The sequence below is a fragment of the Roseovarius sp. D0-M9 genome, from assembly GCF_037083805.1.
Classification (GTDB): Bacteria; Pseudomonadota; Alphaproteobacteria; order Rhodobacterales; family Rhodobacteraceae; genus Roseovarius.
The window spans coordinates 129,485-144,961 of sequence record NZ_JBAPKZ010000006.1; the positions used below are offsets into that span (position 1 = coordinate 129,485).

18 protein-coding genes and 1 pseudogene are annotated in these 15,477 nt (G+C 60.0%); 11 read left to right on the top strand and 8 right to left on the bottom strand.

Features of this window, described 5'->3' with window-relative positions:
• Positions 1-43: 43 nt before the first annotated feature.
• Positions 44-475, bottom strand: a complete 432-nt coding sequence (locus tag V8352_RS06385; protein ID WP_336423437.1) for a pseudoazurin — start codon at positions 473-475, stop codon at positions 44-46.
• A 158-nt stretch (positions 476-633) separates the two neighbouring features.
• On the opposite strand from V8352_RS06385, the gene V8352_RS06390 reads away from it, so the two are divergent.
• A complete protein-coding gene (locus V8352_RS06390; RefSeq protein WP_336423438.1) occupies positions 634-1,350 on the top strand; it encodes a Crp/Fnr family transcriptional regulator in 717 nt (238 codons plus the stop codon).
• On the opposite strand, the gene V8352_RS06395 is transcribed toward V8352_RS06390, so the two are convergent.
• Positions 1,351-1,569: a DUF1858 domain-containing protein gene (locus tag V8352_RS06395; protein ID WP_336423439.1), complete on the bottom strand. Its 219-nt coding sequence runs from the start codon at positions 1,567-1,569 to the stop codon at positions 1,351-1,353.
• Positions 1,570-1,689: 120 nt separating this feature from the next.
• Between V8352_RS06395 and V8352_RS06400 the strand changes: the two genes are divergently transcribed.
• From V8352_RS06400 to V8352_RS06440, 9 genes are read left to right on the top strand one after another with little or no spacing between them, the layout of a single operon-like run.
• On the top strand, positions 1,690-2,142 hold the full coding sequence (locus V8352_RS06400; RefSeq protein WP_336423440.1) for a c-type cytochrome: 453 nt from the start codon (positions 1,690-1,692) through the stop codon (positions 2,140-2,142).
• A gap of 11 nt (positions 2,143-2,153) precedes the next feature.
• Positions 2,154-3,503 (top strand): cbb3-type cytochrome c oxidase subunit I, encoded by a 1,350-nt coding sequence (locus tag V8352_RS06405; protein ID WP_336423441.1) that lies wholly within the window; start codon positions 2,154-2,156, stop codon positions 3,501-3,503.
• 3 nt (positions 3,504-3,506) lie between these two features.
• On the top strand, positions 3,507-4,301 hold the full coding sequence (locus tag V8352_RS06410) for a CbbQ/NirQ/NorQ/GpvN family protein (protein WP_336423442.1): 795 nt from the start codon (positions 3,507-3,509) through the stop codon (positions 4,299-4,301).
• Between the two features lie 5 nt (positions 4,302-4,306).
• A complete protein-coding gene (locus V8352_RS06415) occupies positions 4,307-6,190 on the top strand; it encodes a nitric oxide reductase activation protein NorD (protein WP_336423443.1) in 1,884 nt (627 codons plus the stop codon).
• 1 nt (position 6,191) lies between these two features.
• Positions 6,192-6,368, top strand: a complete 177-nt coding sequence (locus tag V8352_RS06420; RefSeq protein ID WP_336423444.1) for a protein NnrT — start codon at positions 6,192-6,194, stop codon at positions 6,366-6,368.
• Positions 6,365-6,604: an NnrT protein gene (locus tag V8352_RS06425; RefSeq protein ID WP_336423445.1), complete on the top strand. Its 240-nt coding sequence runs from the start codon at positions 6,365-6,367 to the stop codon at positions 6,602-6,604. The genes V8352_RS06420 and V8352_RS06425 overlap by 4 nt, the downstream gene beginning before the upstream one ends.
• 8 nt (positions 6,605-6,612) lie before the next feature.
• A complete protein-coding gene (locus tag V8352_RS06430; protein ID WP_336423446.1) occupies positions 6,613-6,855 on the top strand; it encodes a DUF6522 family protein in 243 nt (80 codons plus the stop codon).
• Positions 6,855-8,045, top strand: a complete 1,191-nt coding sequence (locus V8352_RS06435) for an NnrS family protein (RefSeq protein ID WP_336423447.1) — start codon at positions 6,855-6,857, stop codon at positions 8,043-8,045. The genes V8352_RS06430 and V8352_RS06435 overlap by 1 nt, the downstream gene beginning before the upstream one ends.
• On the top strand, positions 8,042-8,710 hold the full coding sequence (locus V8352_RS06440) for an NnrU family protein (RefSeq protein WP_336423448.1): 669 nt from the start codon (positions 8,042-8,044) through the stop codon (positions 8,708-8,710). Before V8352_RS06435 ends, V8352_RS06440 begins: the two co-directional genes overlap by 4 nt.
• Before the next feature lie 10 nt (positions 8,711-8,720).
• Here the strand turns inward: V8352_RS06440 and hemN are convergent, their stop codons facing one another.
• The 5 genes from hemN to ectA form a co-directional block, all read right to left on the bottom strand.
• Positions 8,721-10,076 (bottom strand): oxygen-independent coproporphyrinogen III oxidase, encoded by a 1,356-nt coding sequence (gene hemN / locus V8352_RS06445; protein ID WP_336423459.1) that lies wholly within the window; start codon positions 10,074-10,076, stop codon positions 8,721-8,723.
• A gap of 165 nt (positions 10,077-10,241) precedes the next feature.
• Complete coding sequence (locus tag V8352_RS06450) at positions 10,242-11,705, bottom strand: aspartate kinase (protein WP_336423449.1); 1,464 nt, start codon at positions 11,703-11,705, stop codon at positions 10,242-10,244.
• A gap of 127 nt (positions 11,706-11,832) precedes the next feature.
• Complete coding sequence (locus V8352_RS06455; RefSeq protein ID WP_336423450.1) at positions 11,833-12,216, bottom strand: ectoine synthase; 384 nt, start codon at positions 12,214-12,216, stop codon at positions 11,833-11,835.
• 3 nt (positions 12,217-12,219) lie between these two features.
• Positions 12,220-13,506 (bottom strand): diaminobutyrate--2-oxoglutarate transaminase, encoded by a 1,287-nt coding sequence (gene ectB, locus V8352_RS06460; RefSeq protein WP_336423451.1) that lies wholly within the window; start codon positions 13,504-13,506, stop codon positions 12,220-12,222.
• A 51-nt stretch (positions 13,507-13,557) separates the two neighbouring features.
• Positions 13,558-14,097 carry a diaminobutyrate acetyltransferase gene (ectA, locus tag V8352_RS06465; RefSeq protein WP_336423452.1) on the bottom strand — a complete coding sequence of 180 codons (540 nt, stop codon included), beginning with the start codon at positions 14,095-14,097 and terminating at the stop codon, positions 13,558-13,560.
• 256 nt (positions 14,098-14,353) lie between these two features.
• On the opposite strand from ectA, the gene V8352_RS06470 reads away from it, so the two are divergent.
• Complete coding sequence (locus tag V8352_RS06470; protein WP_336423453.1) at positions 14,354-14,854, top strand: MarR family winged helix-turn-helix transcriptional regulator; 501 nt, start codon at positions 14,354-14,356, stop codon at positions 14,852-14,854.
• A gap of 295 nt (positions 14,855-15,149) precedes the next feature.
• On the opposite strand, the pseudogene V8352_RS06475 reads toward V8352_RS06470, so the two are convergent.
• Positions 15,150-15,477 (bottom strand): annotated as a pseudogene (locus V8352_RS06475) (hypothetical protein); the annotation flags it as partial.

The window sequence follows — 15,477 nt, forward strand, 5'->3', positions numbered from 1 at the left end:
GGATGAGTGAGGCGGCGGGCGCACTGCCCGCGCGCCGGAATGGTCAGAGATTGTCCAGTTGTGTCTCGAAGCGTTCGCTGGCCTTGCGCGGAACGCGGCCTTCGAGGAAGGTGTCAGGTGCCTCAACGTCGCCCACCGCGATTGTCATCACCATGCCCATTGCGTAGTGGGGTTTGCAGATCACGCCATAAACGCCTTCGACATCCAGCGTGACTTCGTATTCTTCATTGATCTTGCCGGAAAAGCCTTCTGCTCCTTCGGGGATCATGCCGTCGTTGCTTTCGGCATTGTGGCCTTTGTCTGTGGCCAGAAATTTGATGGTGTCACCCGGTGCCGCCTGAATGAACGATGGCTCGAAAACCATGCGCTCACCGTCCTCCCCCTTGTTCAGCATCTTGACTTCAAAGGTCTCGGCAAAGGCAGCGCCGCCCAAAAGGGCAGCAAGCGCCAGACCGGTTGCCAGGGTTCTGATCATGATCGTGTTCCTTTTCCAGAAGCATTATTGCTTGTTACGGACATAAGGGGTTTCCGCCGCGCAGAGTTGTTCCAGCGCAAAGAGTTTTCCGATACTTTCCGCCCCCCGGCATTTCATCTGTGATGGAGTTGCCGCGACAAATGTGAAAAGAAGCGCGAATGAGCGAACAACCCGCACACAGAACGTTGCCGCGGCTCGATGAGAGCTTGCTGACGCATCTGCCGCCGTTCTCAAGGCTACAGAATCGTCAGATCCGCACGATTCTCGATCAGGCAACGTCGCGCCGATACGCAAGCGATGTCGCGATATTTGAAGAGGGGCAATCGGCCGAAAGGTTCTTCATGCTGCTTGATGGCTATGTCCGGGTGGTTCGCATCACGCAAAACGGAGAGCAGGTTACCGCCCTGCATATTCCGGCAGGTCAGCTTCTTGGCATCGCCAAGGCTATTGGCCGCACCACATATCCCGCCACTGCGGTTGCGGCATCCGAGTCCATCGCGCTCAGCTGGCCCATGCGTCTATGGGACAGCTACGTAAAAGAGTATGACGGCTTTGCGACCGAAACCTACAAGACACTGGGCAATCGCGTTGGGGAAATGAACAACCGCATTGTCGAACTGGCGACCCAGCAGGTTGAGCAACGCGTCGCCAACGCGCTTTTGCGGCTGATCAACCAGACGGGGCGAAAGGTAGAGGGCGGGATCGAGATCGATTTCCCCATCACCCGCCGCGATCTGTCGGAATTGACAGCCACCACGCTGCACACGGTCAGCAGGCTGCTCAGCGGTTGGGAAAGACAGGGATTGGTCGAGAGCAAGCGCAAGCGCATCAAGGTCTGCGATCCCCATGCGCTGGTGGTGCTCAGCCAAGGCTGATCAGGATCGGTCCAGACGGGCTGCGTCCATGAGTTCGGCCAAAAACGCCTCTTCGTCCAGAAGATATTCCGCACAGGCGTCAGCGACCGTGTGAAACGGGCTGATCAGGCATCCGACACATAGCATCTTGTGGTTGATGAAAACCTGAATCGTTTGCGGCCAAAGCGTCATCAGATCGGCAAGGGAAAGATCGGGATCGTCCAGACGTGGGGGGCGCATCGCTGTCTCCTTTTCCGGATCACCCTAGGGCGCCATTCGCTCGGAAGGTTGAGATGGAACAAACTTCGGTTCCGCTCCTCTGCCTACAAACGGCCATTCCGCATTCAAGGAGGCCGAAATATGGCTGAAATTCTAACGAAATCGCGGGCGCGCAACATCTTCTATGGAGGCTCGATTTTCTTCGTCGTGATCTTCGTGGCGATGACCGTCCATAGCCACCGCTACGTGGTGCACACCTCGACAGCGGGCATGCCGCTCAGCGAAGAGGTCATCCACGGCAAACACGTCTGGGAAAGGAATTCCTGCATCAACTGTCACACCCTGCATGGCGAAGGGGCGTATTTTGCCCCCGAGGTCGGCAATGTGATGACCCGTTGGGGCGTCCAGGACCATCCGCAGGACGCCTTCGAAGTGCTGAAGGGCTGGATGGAAAGCCAGCCAAGCGGCATCGAAGGGCGCCGTCAGATGCCCAATTTCAACCTCACTGACGAAGACATTCGCGGCCTCGCGGAATTTCTGCGGTGGGCCGATCAAACCGACACGCAGGGCTGGCCGCCCAATGAAGCGGGCTGAGGGGATATCACATGAAATACCAATCTCAAAAAGTGGCACTGGCCTACTTTGTCTGTGCAATCGCGCTCTTTGGCATTCAGGTGCTGGGCGGGTTGCTTGCGGGCTGGGTCTATGTCGCACCCAACTTTCTGGCAGATATCCTGCCATTCAATGTCATCCGCATGATCCACACCAACGCGTTGATCGTGTGGCTGCTGCTGGGCTTTTTCGGCGCGGCCTATTTTCTCGTGCCCGAGGAATCCGAGTGTGAAATCTATTCGGTCAAACTGGCCTACCTGCAACTGATCATCCTGGTTGTCGGCACACTTGGCGCTGTGGGATCCTACCTTGTCGGCATCCACGGCGGACGTGAATTCCTCGAACAACCGCTCTGGGTCAAATTCGGCATTCTGGTGGCCGCGCTGATCTTTCTCTTCAACATCTCGCTGACCGTTCTTGCAGGCAAGAAGACGGCCATCACCGGTGTGCTGCTGATGGGCATGTGGCTCTTGTCTCTGCTGTGGATCTTTGCCTTCATCAACCCCGACAACCTCTCGCTGGACAAGATGTATTGGTGGTTCGTCATACACCTCTGGGTCGAAGCAACATGGGAGCTGGTGATGGCTGCGATCCTCGCCTTCCTGCTGCTCAAGCTGACGGGCGTTGACCGCGAGGTGGTGGAAAAATGGCTCTATGTCATAGTTGCAACAGCGCTTTTCTCGGGCATCCTTGGCACCGGGCACCATTTCTACTGGATCGGACTGCCGGGCTACTGGCAGTGGGTCGGTTCGATCTTTTCGACCTTCGAGGTCATCCCGTTCTTCCTGATGATGAGCTTTGCTTTCGTCATGGTCTGGAAAGGCAAGCGCAACCACCCCAACAAGGCCGCCCTTCTGTGGTCTTTGGGATCGAGCACCGTGGCATTCTTCGGCGCGGGCGTCTGGGGTTTCCTGCACACGCTGCATGGGGTGAATTTCTATAGCCACGGCACACAGATCACCGCGGCGCACGGGCACCTTGCCTTCTACGGCGCCTATGTTGCCCTGAACCTCGCGATCTTCAGCTACGCGATGCCGCTGCTGCGGGACCGCGCGCCCTATAACCAGGTGCTCAACATGGCGAGCTTTTGGCTGATGACCGGCGGCATGGCCTTCATGACATTCGTGCTGACCTTTGCCGGCACCATCCAGACGCATATGCAGCGTGTTGTAGGGGACTACTTCATGGAGGTGCAGGACAGTCTGTCGGTCTTCTACCTGATGCGCTTTGGCTCGGGTGCCGCTGTGGTCATCGGCGCCGTGCTGTTCATCTATTCCATGTTCGTGGTTCGCAAGTCCGAGGTCATCACCCCCGGTTCTGCAAACCCTGTGCCGGGAGAATAGGCAATGAACATCGCGCACACTTCCCCCCTGCCGTTCTACCAACCGACGGGCCGCGAATGCGACCTCTTCGAGACGGCATACGACAATGGTTTGCCCCTTCTTTTGAAGGGGCCGACCGGCTGCGGCAAAACCCGTTTTGTCGAACATATGGCCGCGCGTCTGAACAAGCCGCTCTATACCGTGGCCTGCCATGACGACTTGTCGGCATCGGATCTGATCGGGCGCTACCTGCTCAAGGGTGGAGAAACGGTGTGGGTTGACGGCCCACTGACCCGTGCGGTGCGCGAGGGCGGAATATGCTACCTCGACGAGGTGGTCGAGGCCCGCAAGGACGTGACCGTCGTATTGCACCCTCTGACCGACACGCGACGGACCCTGATGATCGACCGCACAGGCGAAGAGCTCGTGGCTCCGAAAGGGTTCATGTTGGTTGCCAGCTACAATCCCGGCTACCAGAACGTGCTGAAACGCCTGAAGCCGTCGACGCGGCAGCGGTTTCTGTCGGTTTCATTCGATTTTCCGGATCCGGAAACCGAGATCGCGGTCGTAACCCGCGAAAGCCGCCTTGAGAAGGGGCGCGTGGCGCCCTTGGTGCGGCTGGCAGGGCATATCCGCAGACTGTCGGGCATGGACCTTGAGGAGGGTGTATCAACGCGGCTGCTTATTTATGCCGCGACTTTGATGGCGGGCGGCATGGGGGTCGATCAGGCGCTTGAGGCGGCCGTGATCGAACCGCTGAGCGATGAGCCGGACGTGCAGAAGGCGCTGCGTGATCTGGTCATGACAATCTACGGATAAGAGCAATGAAAATTCTCGATCTGATGGAGCCGGAAGAAACGGTCGGCAACCTCTGGCACGACATGGCCGCCGGGATCGGGGCCGACGTCACCTATCCCGGGGCGGGTGTCGCACTGGCCTCGGTCCGGCCCAGCCTCGCGATGCTGTTCCGGTCGCTTGGAGGTGCACCAGGGGTGGAACTGAGCGAGGCGGCGGCGACACTTACCCGCCACCGCCGGCCCTTGCGCAGGACGCTCGGCGCAGATCGAGACCGCGAATGGCTGGCCGGATTTGATGGCGAGCGGTTGACCCTGCCGCCGGTGATCGCGGCCTTCCCCGATCCGGCGTTGAACCGCGCCACGTTCTTCTGGCTGACAGCCTTGGCGGCAACCTGTGATCTGGCGCGCTTCGATTTGACCACTGACGGCGCCGCGCTGGATTGCGCCCAAATCGGCGCCAACGCCGCAGCAGCGGACGCAGCCTTTGCTGTCTGCCCCGGTTTGCGATCGTCCTACATGGCGCTGGCGCGACTGAGCCTTGGAATGCGGCCGGATCTGCTGCGACCAGTGCAGGAAGAGATCATCGAGACGGCCGTTCGCAACCAGCTATGCGGGTCACCGCCAAGCGTCGCATCCGAACAGGCCACACGCGGCTACATGCCATTTGCGCCGGTTCCGATCTGGCTGCGGTTTGCCACACCCGGCGCTGGCGCTGCGGCAACCGATGAGGCGGCAGAGCCGGCGGCCCCGCCGCCCAATGCCGCGCATACCAGCCGCAAGCTGGGGGAGCGCAAGGATCAGGACCAGCAGAACCGCAAGGACAGTTTCATCATCCACCGGTTTGAGTCGATCCTGTCATGGGTCGAATCGATGAACATCAACCGCAGCGTGGATGATGACGATGACGAGAACGCTCAAAAGGCAGCGGACGATCAGGATCAGATCACCCTGTCCAAACAGGACCGCAAGGCGGCGACACGCCTGCGGCTGCATCTGGACCTGTCGCCTGCCGATGCCGATCATGAAGCCTTGGCGGGCAAGCATACATATGCCGAATGGAACCACCGGTCGCGCAGCTACATGACCGATCATTGCCGCGTGCTGGACGCACCCGCGTCGCGCGATGGCGTGTCATTCGTTCCAGACGAACGCCGGATGCGCGAGGTGCGCCGCCAGTTCGAGGCGCTGCGCCCGCGCCGCATCCTGCAGCCACGGCAGATCGAAGGGGCCGAGCTGGATCTGGACGCGCTGCTGACGGCGCGCGCGGATCTCTTGGCAACCGGACGCGGATCAGACCGCATCTGGCAATTGGCCCGCCAGACCGAGCGTGACCTGTCTGTGGCCTTTCTGATCGACACATCGCGGTCCACCGAAGCGGCCATTGGTGACACTTCGGTGATCGAGGTGGCCCGCGAATCGATGGCCGCGATGGCCGCCGGCATTGATGCGGCAGGAGATCGTCTGGCGATCTGGGGTTTTTCGTCGTTGCGGCGCGACCGGGTCTTTCTGACGCGCTGCAAAGACTTCGATGCGCCGATGTCGCCAGAGATCACCGCCAATATCGGCGCACTGAAGCCCGGGCATTACACGCGGCTGGGGGCAGCGATCCGCCATGTGAGCGCGCAGTTGGCCGAAGAGCCCAGCGCCCGGAAACTGCTGATCGTTCTGACCGACGGCAAACCCAACGATCTGGATCACTACGAAGGCCAACATGGCATCGAAGACAGCCACATGGCCGTCCGAGAGGCCCGCACCGCCGGGCAAAGCCTCCATGGCATCATCATCGACGAAGACGGGCAGGACTGGTTCGCGCGGATATTCGGGCGGGGCGGCTTTACGCTTTTGCCAAATCCCGAGCGTCTGGGCCGGATCTTGCCCGACATCTACCGCACTCTGACACAGGAGACCTGACATGCGCTGTCTGACCCTCATCTTTATCACCCTCGTAGCATCCCCGGCATTCGCAGAGAGCTTTGACCGGCCCATACCACAAGCCCAATCGGCCACTGCGGAATTATGGTTCCTGCTGGGCAGCCTCGCGCTGATCGCGGCCCTTGTGCTGGTTCAGCGGCTGGTCGCCCGCTCATGAAACGCCAAGGATGGTCCGCCGCACAGATTGCATTCGCTCTCTACCCGCTCGGGGCGGGGGCGGCAGCGGTCAACGTGTTCTTTGCATCGCTGATTTTCAGCTGGGTCGGTGGCCCCATCGCGACGACGGCGTGGTCGATCGGATTGGGGTGCCTTATCGGTGTCCCGGCAACGTGGTATTTTGCCTTGCACATCCGCCGCCTGATGGATGTCGCCGAGGAAAGGCAGCAAACATGAAAATAGAAATGAAGGACGGCCAGCCGGTAGTCGACGCCGCGGATCTCGCCAGCCTCCTCGACCTGACCGTTGACGAGGTCAGGGCAAAGATGGCCAATGCCGAGATCACGAGCCGCTTTGAAACGGGTGTCGGCGAAGACGCTGGAAAGTTTCGCATGACCTTTCTGCACGCCGGCAGGCGCCTGCGTCTGACCTGCTCCGAGGACGGCACGGTCTTGAAGACAACACGCATAGATACCGGAGCACGCTAATGGCACAGACATCAGCAGAACAAATGCGTAGCTGGCAGGGTCCGGCGCTTTTCAGCTTCGGGTTTCGGCCCTTTTTTCTCTTCGCGGCAGTTTGGGCCTTTTTGGCCATGCTTTTGTGGATTTTCACCCTGTCAGGGGCCATCGTTCTGCCGACACGGTTTGATCCGGTCTCCTGGCATGCGCATGAATTCCTGTTTGGGTATCTGGGGGCCGTTTTGGCGGGATTCTTGCTGACGGCGGTGCCCAACTGGACTGGGCGGTTGCCCATCGTGGGATGGTGGCTGGCGGCGCTCTTTACGCTTTGGGTCATCGGACGTGTGGCCGTCCTGTTTTCAGCCCTATTGCCCGCAGGCCTTGTCTTGGCCATAGACGTAGGCTTTCCCTCGGTGCTGGCTGTGATGATCCTGCGCGAAATAATCGCAGGCAAGAACTGGCGCAATCTGATCGTTCTGGCGTTGCTGGCCGTTTTCACAGTGGCCAACGCCCTCTTCCACATCGAAGCGATGAACGGTGATTATGCCGCGCAGGGCTACGGGCTTCGTCTGGCCCTGGCCACAGCGGTGATGATGATCGCAGTCATCGGTGGGCGGATCGTTCCGTCCTTCACCCGAAACTGGCTTGCTCGCACAGACAGCCCCGTACGTCCCACGCCGCCAATGCAGCGGTTCGACAAGCTCGTGCTGCTGGCCAGCCTAGTGATCCTGATGCTTTGGGTTGTTGAGCCCATTGGCCGACCTACCGATATAGGACTGATCGTCTTGGGAGTGCTGCATCTGGTCCGGCTGATGCGCTGGCAAGGGCATCACACCATGGCGGAGCCCTTGGTCTGGGTGCTGCATCTGTCCTATGCGTTCCTTCCCGCTGGCGCGTTGGCCATGGGGTTTGACGGTCTGCTTGGGGGAGGCAACATCGCATCCGCCCAACATCTCTGGACGGCCGGAGCCATTGGCGCGATGACCCTTGCGGTGATGACGCGCGTCACGCTTGGGCATTCCGGTCGGGCACTGACGGCCAATCGGGCGACAGTGGCAATCTATCTTTGCCTTTTCGGATCCGTCGCGGCACGGGTGGCAATGCCCGGCATTCCCGCGCTCAGCTATGCTGCAGGCCTGTTGTGGCTGTGTGCTTTTGGCGGGTTTGCCATGACCTACGGCCCGCCGCTGTTGCGCGCCAAGGAGAGCCGAGCATGAGCTGGGGTGCATTCGCAGCGATCTTTGCCATATTCTTTTTGACGCACTCCATTCCGGTGCGGCCTGCCGTAAAGGCAGGGCTTACGCACCGGGTCGGCACCCGCGGGTTTACTCTGGGGTATTCCGCCTTGTCGCTCGCGATGCTGACACTGTTGATCTGGTCCGCGGGACAGGCGCCCTACGTTCAGATCTGGCCGCAGATGCCTTGGCAGCGTCATGTCACCCACCTTGCAATGCTGATGGTCTGTCTGATCCTGGCGCTCAGCCTTGGCAGGCCCAATCCGTTTTCATTCGGGGGCGCAGGCAACGACCGGTTTGACCCTGCACGGCCTGGCATCATCCGCTGGACGCGCCATCCGGTCCTGCTGGCTTTGGCGCTCTGGGCAGGCGCGCACCTGCTGCCCAACGGTGATCTGGCTCATGTGATCCTCTTCGGCACGCTGGGCCTCTTTGCGATTGCGGGACGCATGTTGATCGACAGGCGCAAGCGCCGTGTGCTTGGCGCCGCACACTGGCACGCGCTTCTCAGAACCAGCCGTGCGGCGCCCCGCCTACAGGCACCTGCATCATGGGGCGTGTTCACTTGCCGATTGGGTGTGGGCGCTGTTGTATTTGCCGCGTTGCTTCGGGCCCACCCCTACGTGATCGGGGTCGCGGCGTTGTAGGCGCCAACGCTCACGAAGCACGAGAATATGTCATGCGGTCGGGAATATGCTGATCGAACGCGGCAGCGATGATGCGGGTCAGCGGCCGCCCTTCTGGAAGGATGTCCAGACACTGGCCTTCCAGAGTTGCGACCCCAGCAAACTTTGCCGCGATCCCATCGAGGGTGGCAGACAGCGTTTTGGCGCGGGGGCCGAACTCGGCCCGAAGGTCCGAAAGATCAAGCCGGAAGGTGCACATCAAAAGTTCGATCGCGCGGGCGCGTAGCAGGTCCTCATCGGTCAATGCGTAGCCCCGCGAGCCCGCAAGCAGTCCTGCGGTGATGCGTTGGATATACGCCGCCGTCGCTGGTGCGTTCTGAACGTATCCAGATGGAAAGCGCGATATAGACGAGGCACCAAGCCCGATCAGTGTCTGGCAGGTATCGGCTGTATATCCCTGAAAATTGCGCCGCAAACGCCCTGTTTGAAATGCCGTGTCCAATTCGTCTCCCGGACGGGCGAAGTGATCAATACCAATCGCGGTCATGCCCGCATTGGCAAACCGTGCCCCTGCAAGGGTTGCCAAACGATACCGGGCCAGATCATCAGGAAGCGCGTCTTCGTCGATCAGTTTTTGGCGTTTGGACACCCAAGGGACATGCGCATATCCGAACAATGCGACACGATCAGGCGCAAAGCTGAGCGTCTTGGTGATCGTGTCATCGATCCTTTCCGGGGTCTGGTGTGGCAGCCCATAAACGAGGTCGGCATTCAGCGACGTGATCCCGGCGGCGCGCAGGTCGTCGACACAGGCCTGCGTGACGTCATAAGGTTGGAGCCGACCGATTGCGGCCTGAACCTGTGGATCGAAATCCTGAATCCCGATAGAGGCGCGTGTCATCCCCTCCGCCGCCAGCGCGTCGATCTTGGCGCGGTCGACCATTGTCGGATCAATCTCGACAGAAAACTCAAAGGTGTTGTCCGGGGGGAAGACGTCGCGTATCGCGCGGGCAAGACGGTGAATCAGGTGCGGTGGCAGAATGGTTGGCGTCCCGCCTCCCCAGTGAAGCCGGCCCATGCGAAGTCCGGGAGGCAGCGCAGACCGCATCAGGTCCAATTCCGCCTCCAGCGTTTCGATGTAGCTTTCCACCGGACTTAGGGTCTTTGTCCCTTGGGTATGACAGGCACAAAACCAACAGAGCCGTTCACAAAACGGAAAATGGACATACACCGACACCGGCAAATCCGGATCGAGCTTGCCGATGGCCTGATGCTGAAAGGCTTCGCCGGTCTGCGGCGTGAATACCGCAGCAGTGGGATACGACGTATAGCGGGGCACCCGTGCGTCGAAAAGGCCAAGTGCGCTGAGTTTTTCAATATGTTCCATGCGCCCGTGATGCACTGAAACCCGGTCGATCACTTTGCTCTGGAACAAATTGGTCGTGCAAAATTAAAGGCAAACACCCTTCACGTTCAACGGCGTGCCCCCGATGCGGAAAATCGTTTGGATCAGAGCCGGGTCATCCCGGATATTGCCAGAGACCCTGCGCCGTCACGCGGCCAACCGGGAACCGCCCTTGACCACCTTGTCCTGCGATTCCGGCGCGCTCTCATTGTCCTGCTCGATCAGAGCTTCGTGCAATGCGCGAACGGCGGTGTCCGCGTCCTCGCGCGTGGTGACGAATTGAATGTCGACATTGCGCGGCCCCTGTTGCACGGCGATCAATTCGACACCGGCGCGCTCCAGCGCGGCAAGCCCGCGCCCCAGGGCGTTCAACCCACTCAGATCACGCCCGATCGCCGAGACAACCGAAAGCCCCTGGATCGCAACGGAGGCGTTCGGATATTCAGAAACCAGATCATTCTCGACCCTCTTGAGCAGCTTGGGCGATGCCTCGACAAAATGCGTGATTGAATTGGCGTTCGACGTCTTGGCGACAATACTGACGTTATGCCGGGTCAGGGTCTGCAGGATCGTCGCGTCATAGCCTTTGACGCCGACCATGTCCTGTTCGAACACTTCCAGCGCAAAGACGTCGAGCGCTGTCACAATTTCCACCTGCGAGGATTGGGCCGGGGCGTCGTCGATCAGCGTGCCGGGATCGGCGGGCTCAAACGCGTTCGTCACGCGCAGCGGAATGCCCGCCTGCCGCAAGGTCTTGGCCGCCGAGGGATGGATCGCCTCCATGCCCATATTCGACAGCTGATCGGCCACATCATAATTGGTGTGGCCCAGCTTCTTGACGTTTTCCAGCCCGACCAATTTCGGATCGGCGGAAGACAGATGAAATTCCTTGTGAATGATCGCCTCGGCTGCGCCAGTCAGGGCTGCAAGGCGGCTGAACGTAACCTCGGAATACCCACGATCATAAAGCGACATGAGGCATTCGGAGCATTGCGCATAGCCGGTCACGATCGGCAATTCACTGGTGAGGTCGATATCGAGAAAGGCTTGGCTGATCCGCTCGTCGAGCGTGACCTCGCATTCGTCGCGCCAGCCGCTCAGATCGACGAAACGCGCGTTCACCCCGGCGGTGCGCAGCAGTAGCGTCGTCACATGGGCCGAGTGGCTTTCTCCGAGGCCGGACAGCAGTTCGCGGATGATACCCATATGCTGGCTCAGGCGGAAATGCCCGTAGGAACACAGGCGTTGCAAGTCGATCAGGCAGGAGCGCGCTCCCTCGATCCGTTCGCGCACGAAATCATCCGCCGCCTGAATGTCGCCAGGCGCACTCAGCACCTTGCGGTGCGCCTCGTTCATCGCCTCGGCCACATGGTTCAATGCGTCGGACCAACCATGCGCGTTTTCGGCATTGGCAAAATGACCATAGACGCCGGGTTCGCCGCTTTTTTTGTGCTCAAGCAGCATGTCGGTAATGCCTGCATAGGCCGACACCACGAAGACACGGCCATATAGCTCGCCCCCGTTGTTCAGGAGCAAAGGCTGCAACAAGTCTGCTGAGCGCGTCATCGAAGTGCCGCCAATTTTCTCAACGGTATGGGTGTCTTTACTCATACATATTCGCCCCGATCGTCCGGGGCGCCTCTTGTTATTCGGCCACTTATATCGCCGGGGCAATGGGCACGTTTCCTGTGCGGCCCTTGCCACCGGCGAATTGGGACGGGCAGTTCAACCGCAGCGGTTACTCGGCAGCGGCGTAGGAGCCGTCGGCCTGATGAACCTCGTTGCCTGTCACCGGTGGGTTGAAACAGCAGGCCATCACCAGCTCTTCGTCCGCGCGCAGGATATGCTTGTCGTGCTGATCCAACGCATACATGACGCCGGGGCGGATCGCATGCGTCTCGCCGGTGGCAATATCGGTGATCGAGCCGGCGCCGGACATGCAATAGACGCTTTCAAAATGGTTCTTGTAGTGGAACGTATGTTCCGAACCGGCCTCGAGCGTGGTGATATGGAAGGAAAACCCCATCCCGTCACTTGCCAGCAGCATCCGCACGGATGTCCACTGTGCGTCGTGCACGTCCTTGTCGGTATTTTTCAGGTCTTTGATATCACGAACGATCATTCTTTACTCCGCTGCAAGCTTGGTTTCGGCGCAACTGCGCGCCGCTTCGGCAAGTGTGCCCAGCCCAGCCTTGAACTGATCCATCGGCGTGGTCAACGGCGCCAGCACCTTGACGACCTCATCCTCGGCGCCGGAGGTTTCGATCACCAGACCACGCGCGAACGCCTCTGCGCAGATCGCGCCCGCCAGATCGCCATTGCCGACATCGACACCCTGCATCATGCCGCGCCCCTTCAGACCCGCGCCAGGGATCATGTCGGCGATGCGCTGCAACCCCTCGGTCAGAACAGCCGCCTTTTCGGCGATTTCATCCTTGAACGCATCATCGGACCAGAATTTTTCCAGCGCGACCTTGGCGGTGACGAAGGCATGCGTGTTGCCGCGGAATGTGCCGTTGTGCTCGGCGGGCTTCCAGACGTCCAGCTCAGGCTTGACCAGCATCATCGCGAACGGCAGGCCGAAACCGGAGAGCGATTTCGCCATAGGGATCATGTCGGGCTCTATATCCATACCGTCAAAGCTGAAGAAGCTGCCGGTGCGGCCGACCCCGGCCTGAATGTCGTCCACGATCAACTTGGCGCCGTGCTTTTCAGCCAGCCGTGCGATGCCCTCGACCCAGTCGCGCGAGGCAGCGGTCAGCCCACCTTCGCCCTGCACCAGTTCAAGCACGAAAGCCGCAGGCGCGTCGATCCCGCTGGAGCCATTGTCGAGCATGGCTTCGGCAATCGCCAGTGTATCCACATCCTCGCCAAGCGAGCCTTCGTAGGGCAGATGCGTGACGCCGCTCAACGGCACGCCTGCGCCGCCGCGCTTGCCCGAATTGCCGGTCAGCGACAGCGCGCCAAGGGTCATGCCGTGAAAGCCGTTGGTGAAGGCGATCACGTTGGTGCGCCCCGTCACCTTACGGGCCAGCTTGATCGCGGCCTCGACCGCGTTGGCGCCAGTGGGGCCGGTCATCATTACCCTGTGGTCCATACCGCGCGGGGCCAGCACCAGCCGCTCGAAAGTCTCGAGAAATTCAGCCTTGGGGCTGGTATACATGTCCAGCGCGTGGGCGATGCCATCACCCTCGATATGCGCTATCAGCGCGGCCTTCATGTCGGGATCGTTGTGTCCGTAGTTCAGCGAGGAACAGCCCGCAAGAAAGTCGGTATAGCTGTTGCCCTGCGCATCGAATAGTGTCGAGCCGGTGGCGCGGTCGAAAACCGCGTCGAAGCTGCGGCAATAACTGCGCACCTGGGATTCGCGGCGTTCAAAGATGGTCTTGTCGATTGATGTATCAGTCGTCATCCTGGTTTCCTTTTTTGTCGGGCAGTCGGGTCCGGCGTCTCGCGGCGCTCTTCAGGCGACCGCGTCCAGTTCATCGGACTCGGGCAGACGAATGGTCACCATGTGTTCGGTGTCCTGTTCGCCCTGAAAATGGGTCTCTTTCTCGAAGTGGGCCTCATGGTCCAACTCGCCGTCCTGCGCATCGGCAAAGCTGCGGAAAAGCGCCCAGCTTGCGTCGTTGTCCTTGGTGATCGTCGTCTGCAACCGGGTCACATTCTCGCATTGCTCACGCGAAAGAAGTTGCTCCAGCATCCGCTTGGCCAGGCCAAGACCGCGGGCCTTCTCAGACACGGCGACCTGCCAGACAAAGAACGAGTCTGGATCGCGCGGCATGACATACCCCGAAATCCAGCCGACCGGCGCGCCATCAAGCTCGGCGAGGATGCAGGTGTCGCGGAAGTGATCGCACTGGATCAGGTTGCAATACATCGAATTTTCATCAAGCGGCTTGCATGCGGCAATCAACTCCCAAATGGCCGCCCCATCTTCGGCGTCGGGCTTGCGGAAATGGACGTCATCATGACGCGACTCGATCTGATGAATATCGTTCATGGGGTGCCTCGACTGCTGCTACGTTCATTTTCAATAATATACTAAGCCTCAGCAGAAAATCAATTAGGCTAAGCAATATTACGCCATTCTTATTTTTATTGTTATATTTCAGATATTAAACTCGTATTGGAGCGAGGAAGAGCCAGACTTAGGTGCCGCCAGAAGATTTTTTCCATTGCTATGCTAACTAAAATACATCCTTGTGAGATGACCCCAAACCTGTAGTTTGTTACGGTGTTTTTTTGCAGGAGAGCGTGTGAATCGGACGGACATTTCCCTCATCGCGCTGCGCCGAATCCTGCGGGCGACCGAGCTTTATGGTCGCACGCTTGCGGGCACGGCCGGCCTGACGCCTGTGCAGGTTCGGGTGCTGCAAATCGTGCTGAGCCGTGACAGCGTCACCCCCAAGGAAATCGCAAAGCAAATGGGCGTCAGCGCGGCCACCGTTTCGACCCTGATCGACAGGCTCGCGACCAAGTCGATGGTAGAGCGTCAACGCTCAGAGGTTGACCGGCGCCAGACGAACATCTTGCTGACGGAAACCGGCCGGAACGCAATCGAGGGCGTGCCGGACCCGCTCCAACAGAAATATGTCGACGAATTCGAAGCGCTGGAAGACTGGGAGCAGGCGATGATCGTGGCCGCGCTGGAACGGGTGGTGTCGATGTTGAACGCATCGGCCCTGGACGCGTCCCCCCTTCTGGACCTGGGCGAGATTCACCGGACCCAGCCGCCCGACCTGCCGCTTCCCGATTAATGTCCGCTGGGCCTGCCAGAGTCCTGTCGCTTCATTTCACCGGATCATATCGCGCACGCCCCGCCGTGCTTAGAAGCTCTCTTCTGCCTCTGCCTTGCGCGAAGTCTCCTAAAGCGCCAAGCACGGGTCCGCTCTCGAAGCAGCCTACCCATCCGGCTTGTGGCAAAATCGAACTCTACCTGCGGAAATATGGAACCGGCCCCTTTCAATGACGGTTTTTCGCGGAGACGGAGGGTAGCGCCATTACTTTCTTCCGAAGTCTTTCCGCCGCGGGGTTCGCCGCCACCGCGATCAGCTATGGGCCCGCCCGGATGGGGTTCGGCTTGTTTGTGCCAGAGTTCAAACAGGAATTCTCGATGTCGACATCCACCGTGGGGCTGGTGTCGGGCACCGGCTTTGCTGGGTTTTTCCTGGGCCTGCTTATCGCGCAATTCCTGCTGAATCGGCGCGGGCCAAAAGTGCCGGTGCTATCCGGACTGTCCCTCGCGACGATCGGGTTGTTCATCGTCGCGGCTTGCCGCATGTAATCCTTCACGATCGTGTAGCCGCCGGTGAACCCGTGCTCGTGGCGAAGCCGCTCGAACACCCGCTTCGCCGTGTGCCGCTGCTTGCGATGGACCTCC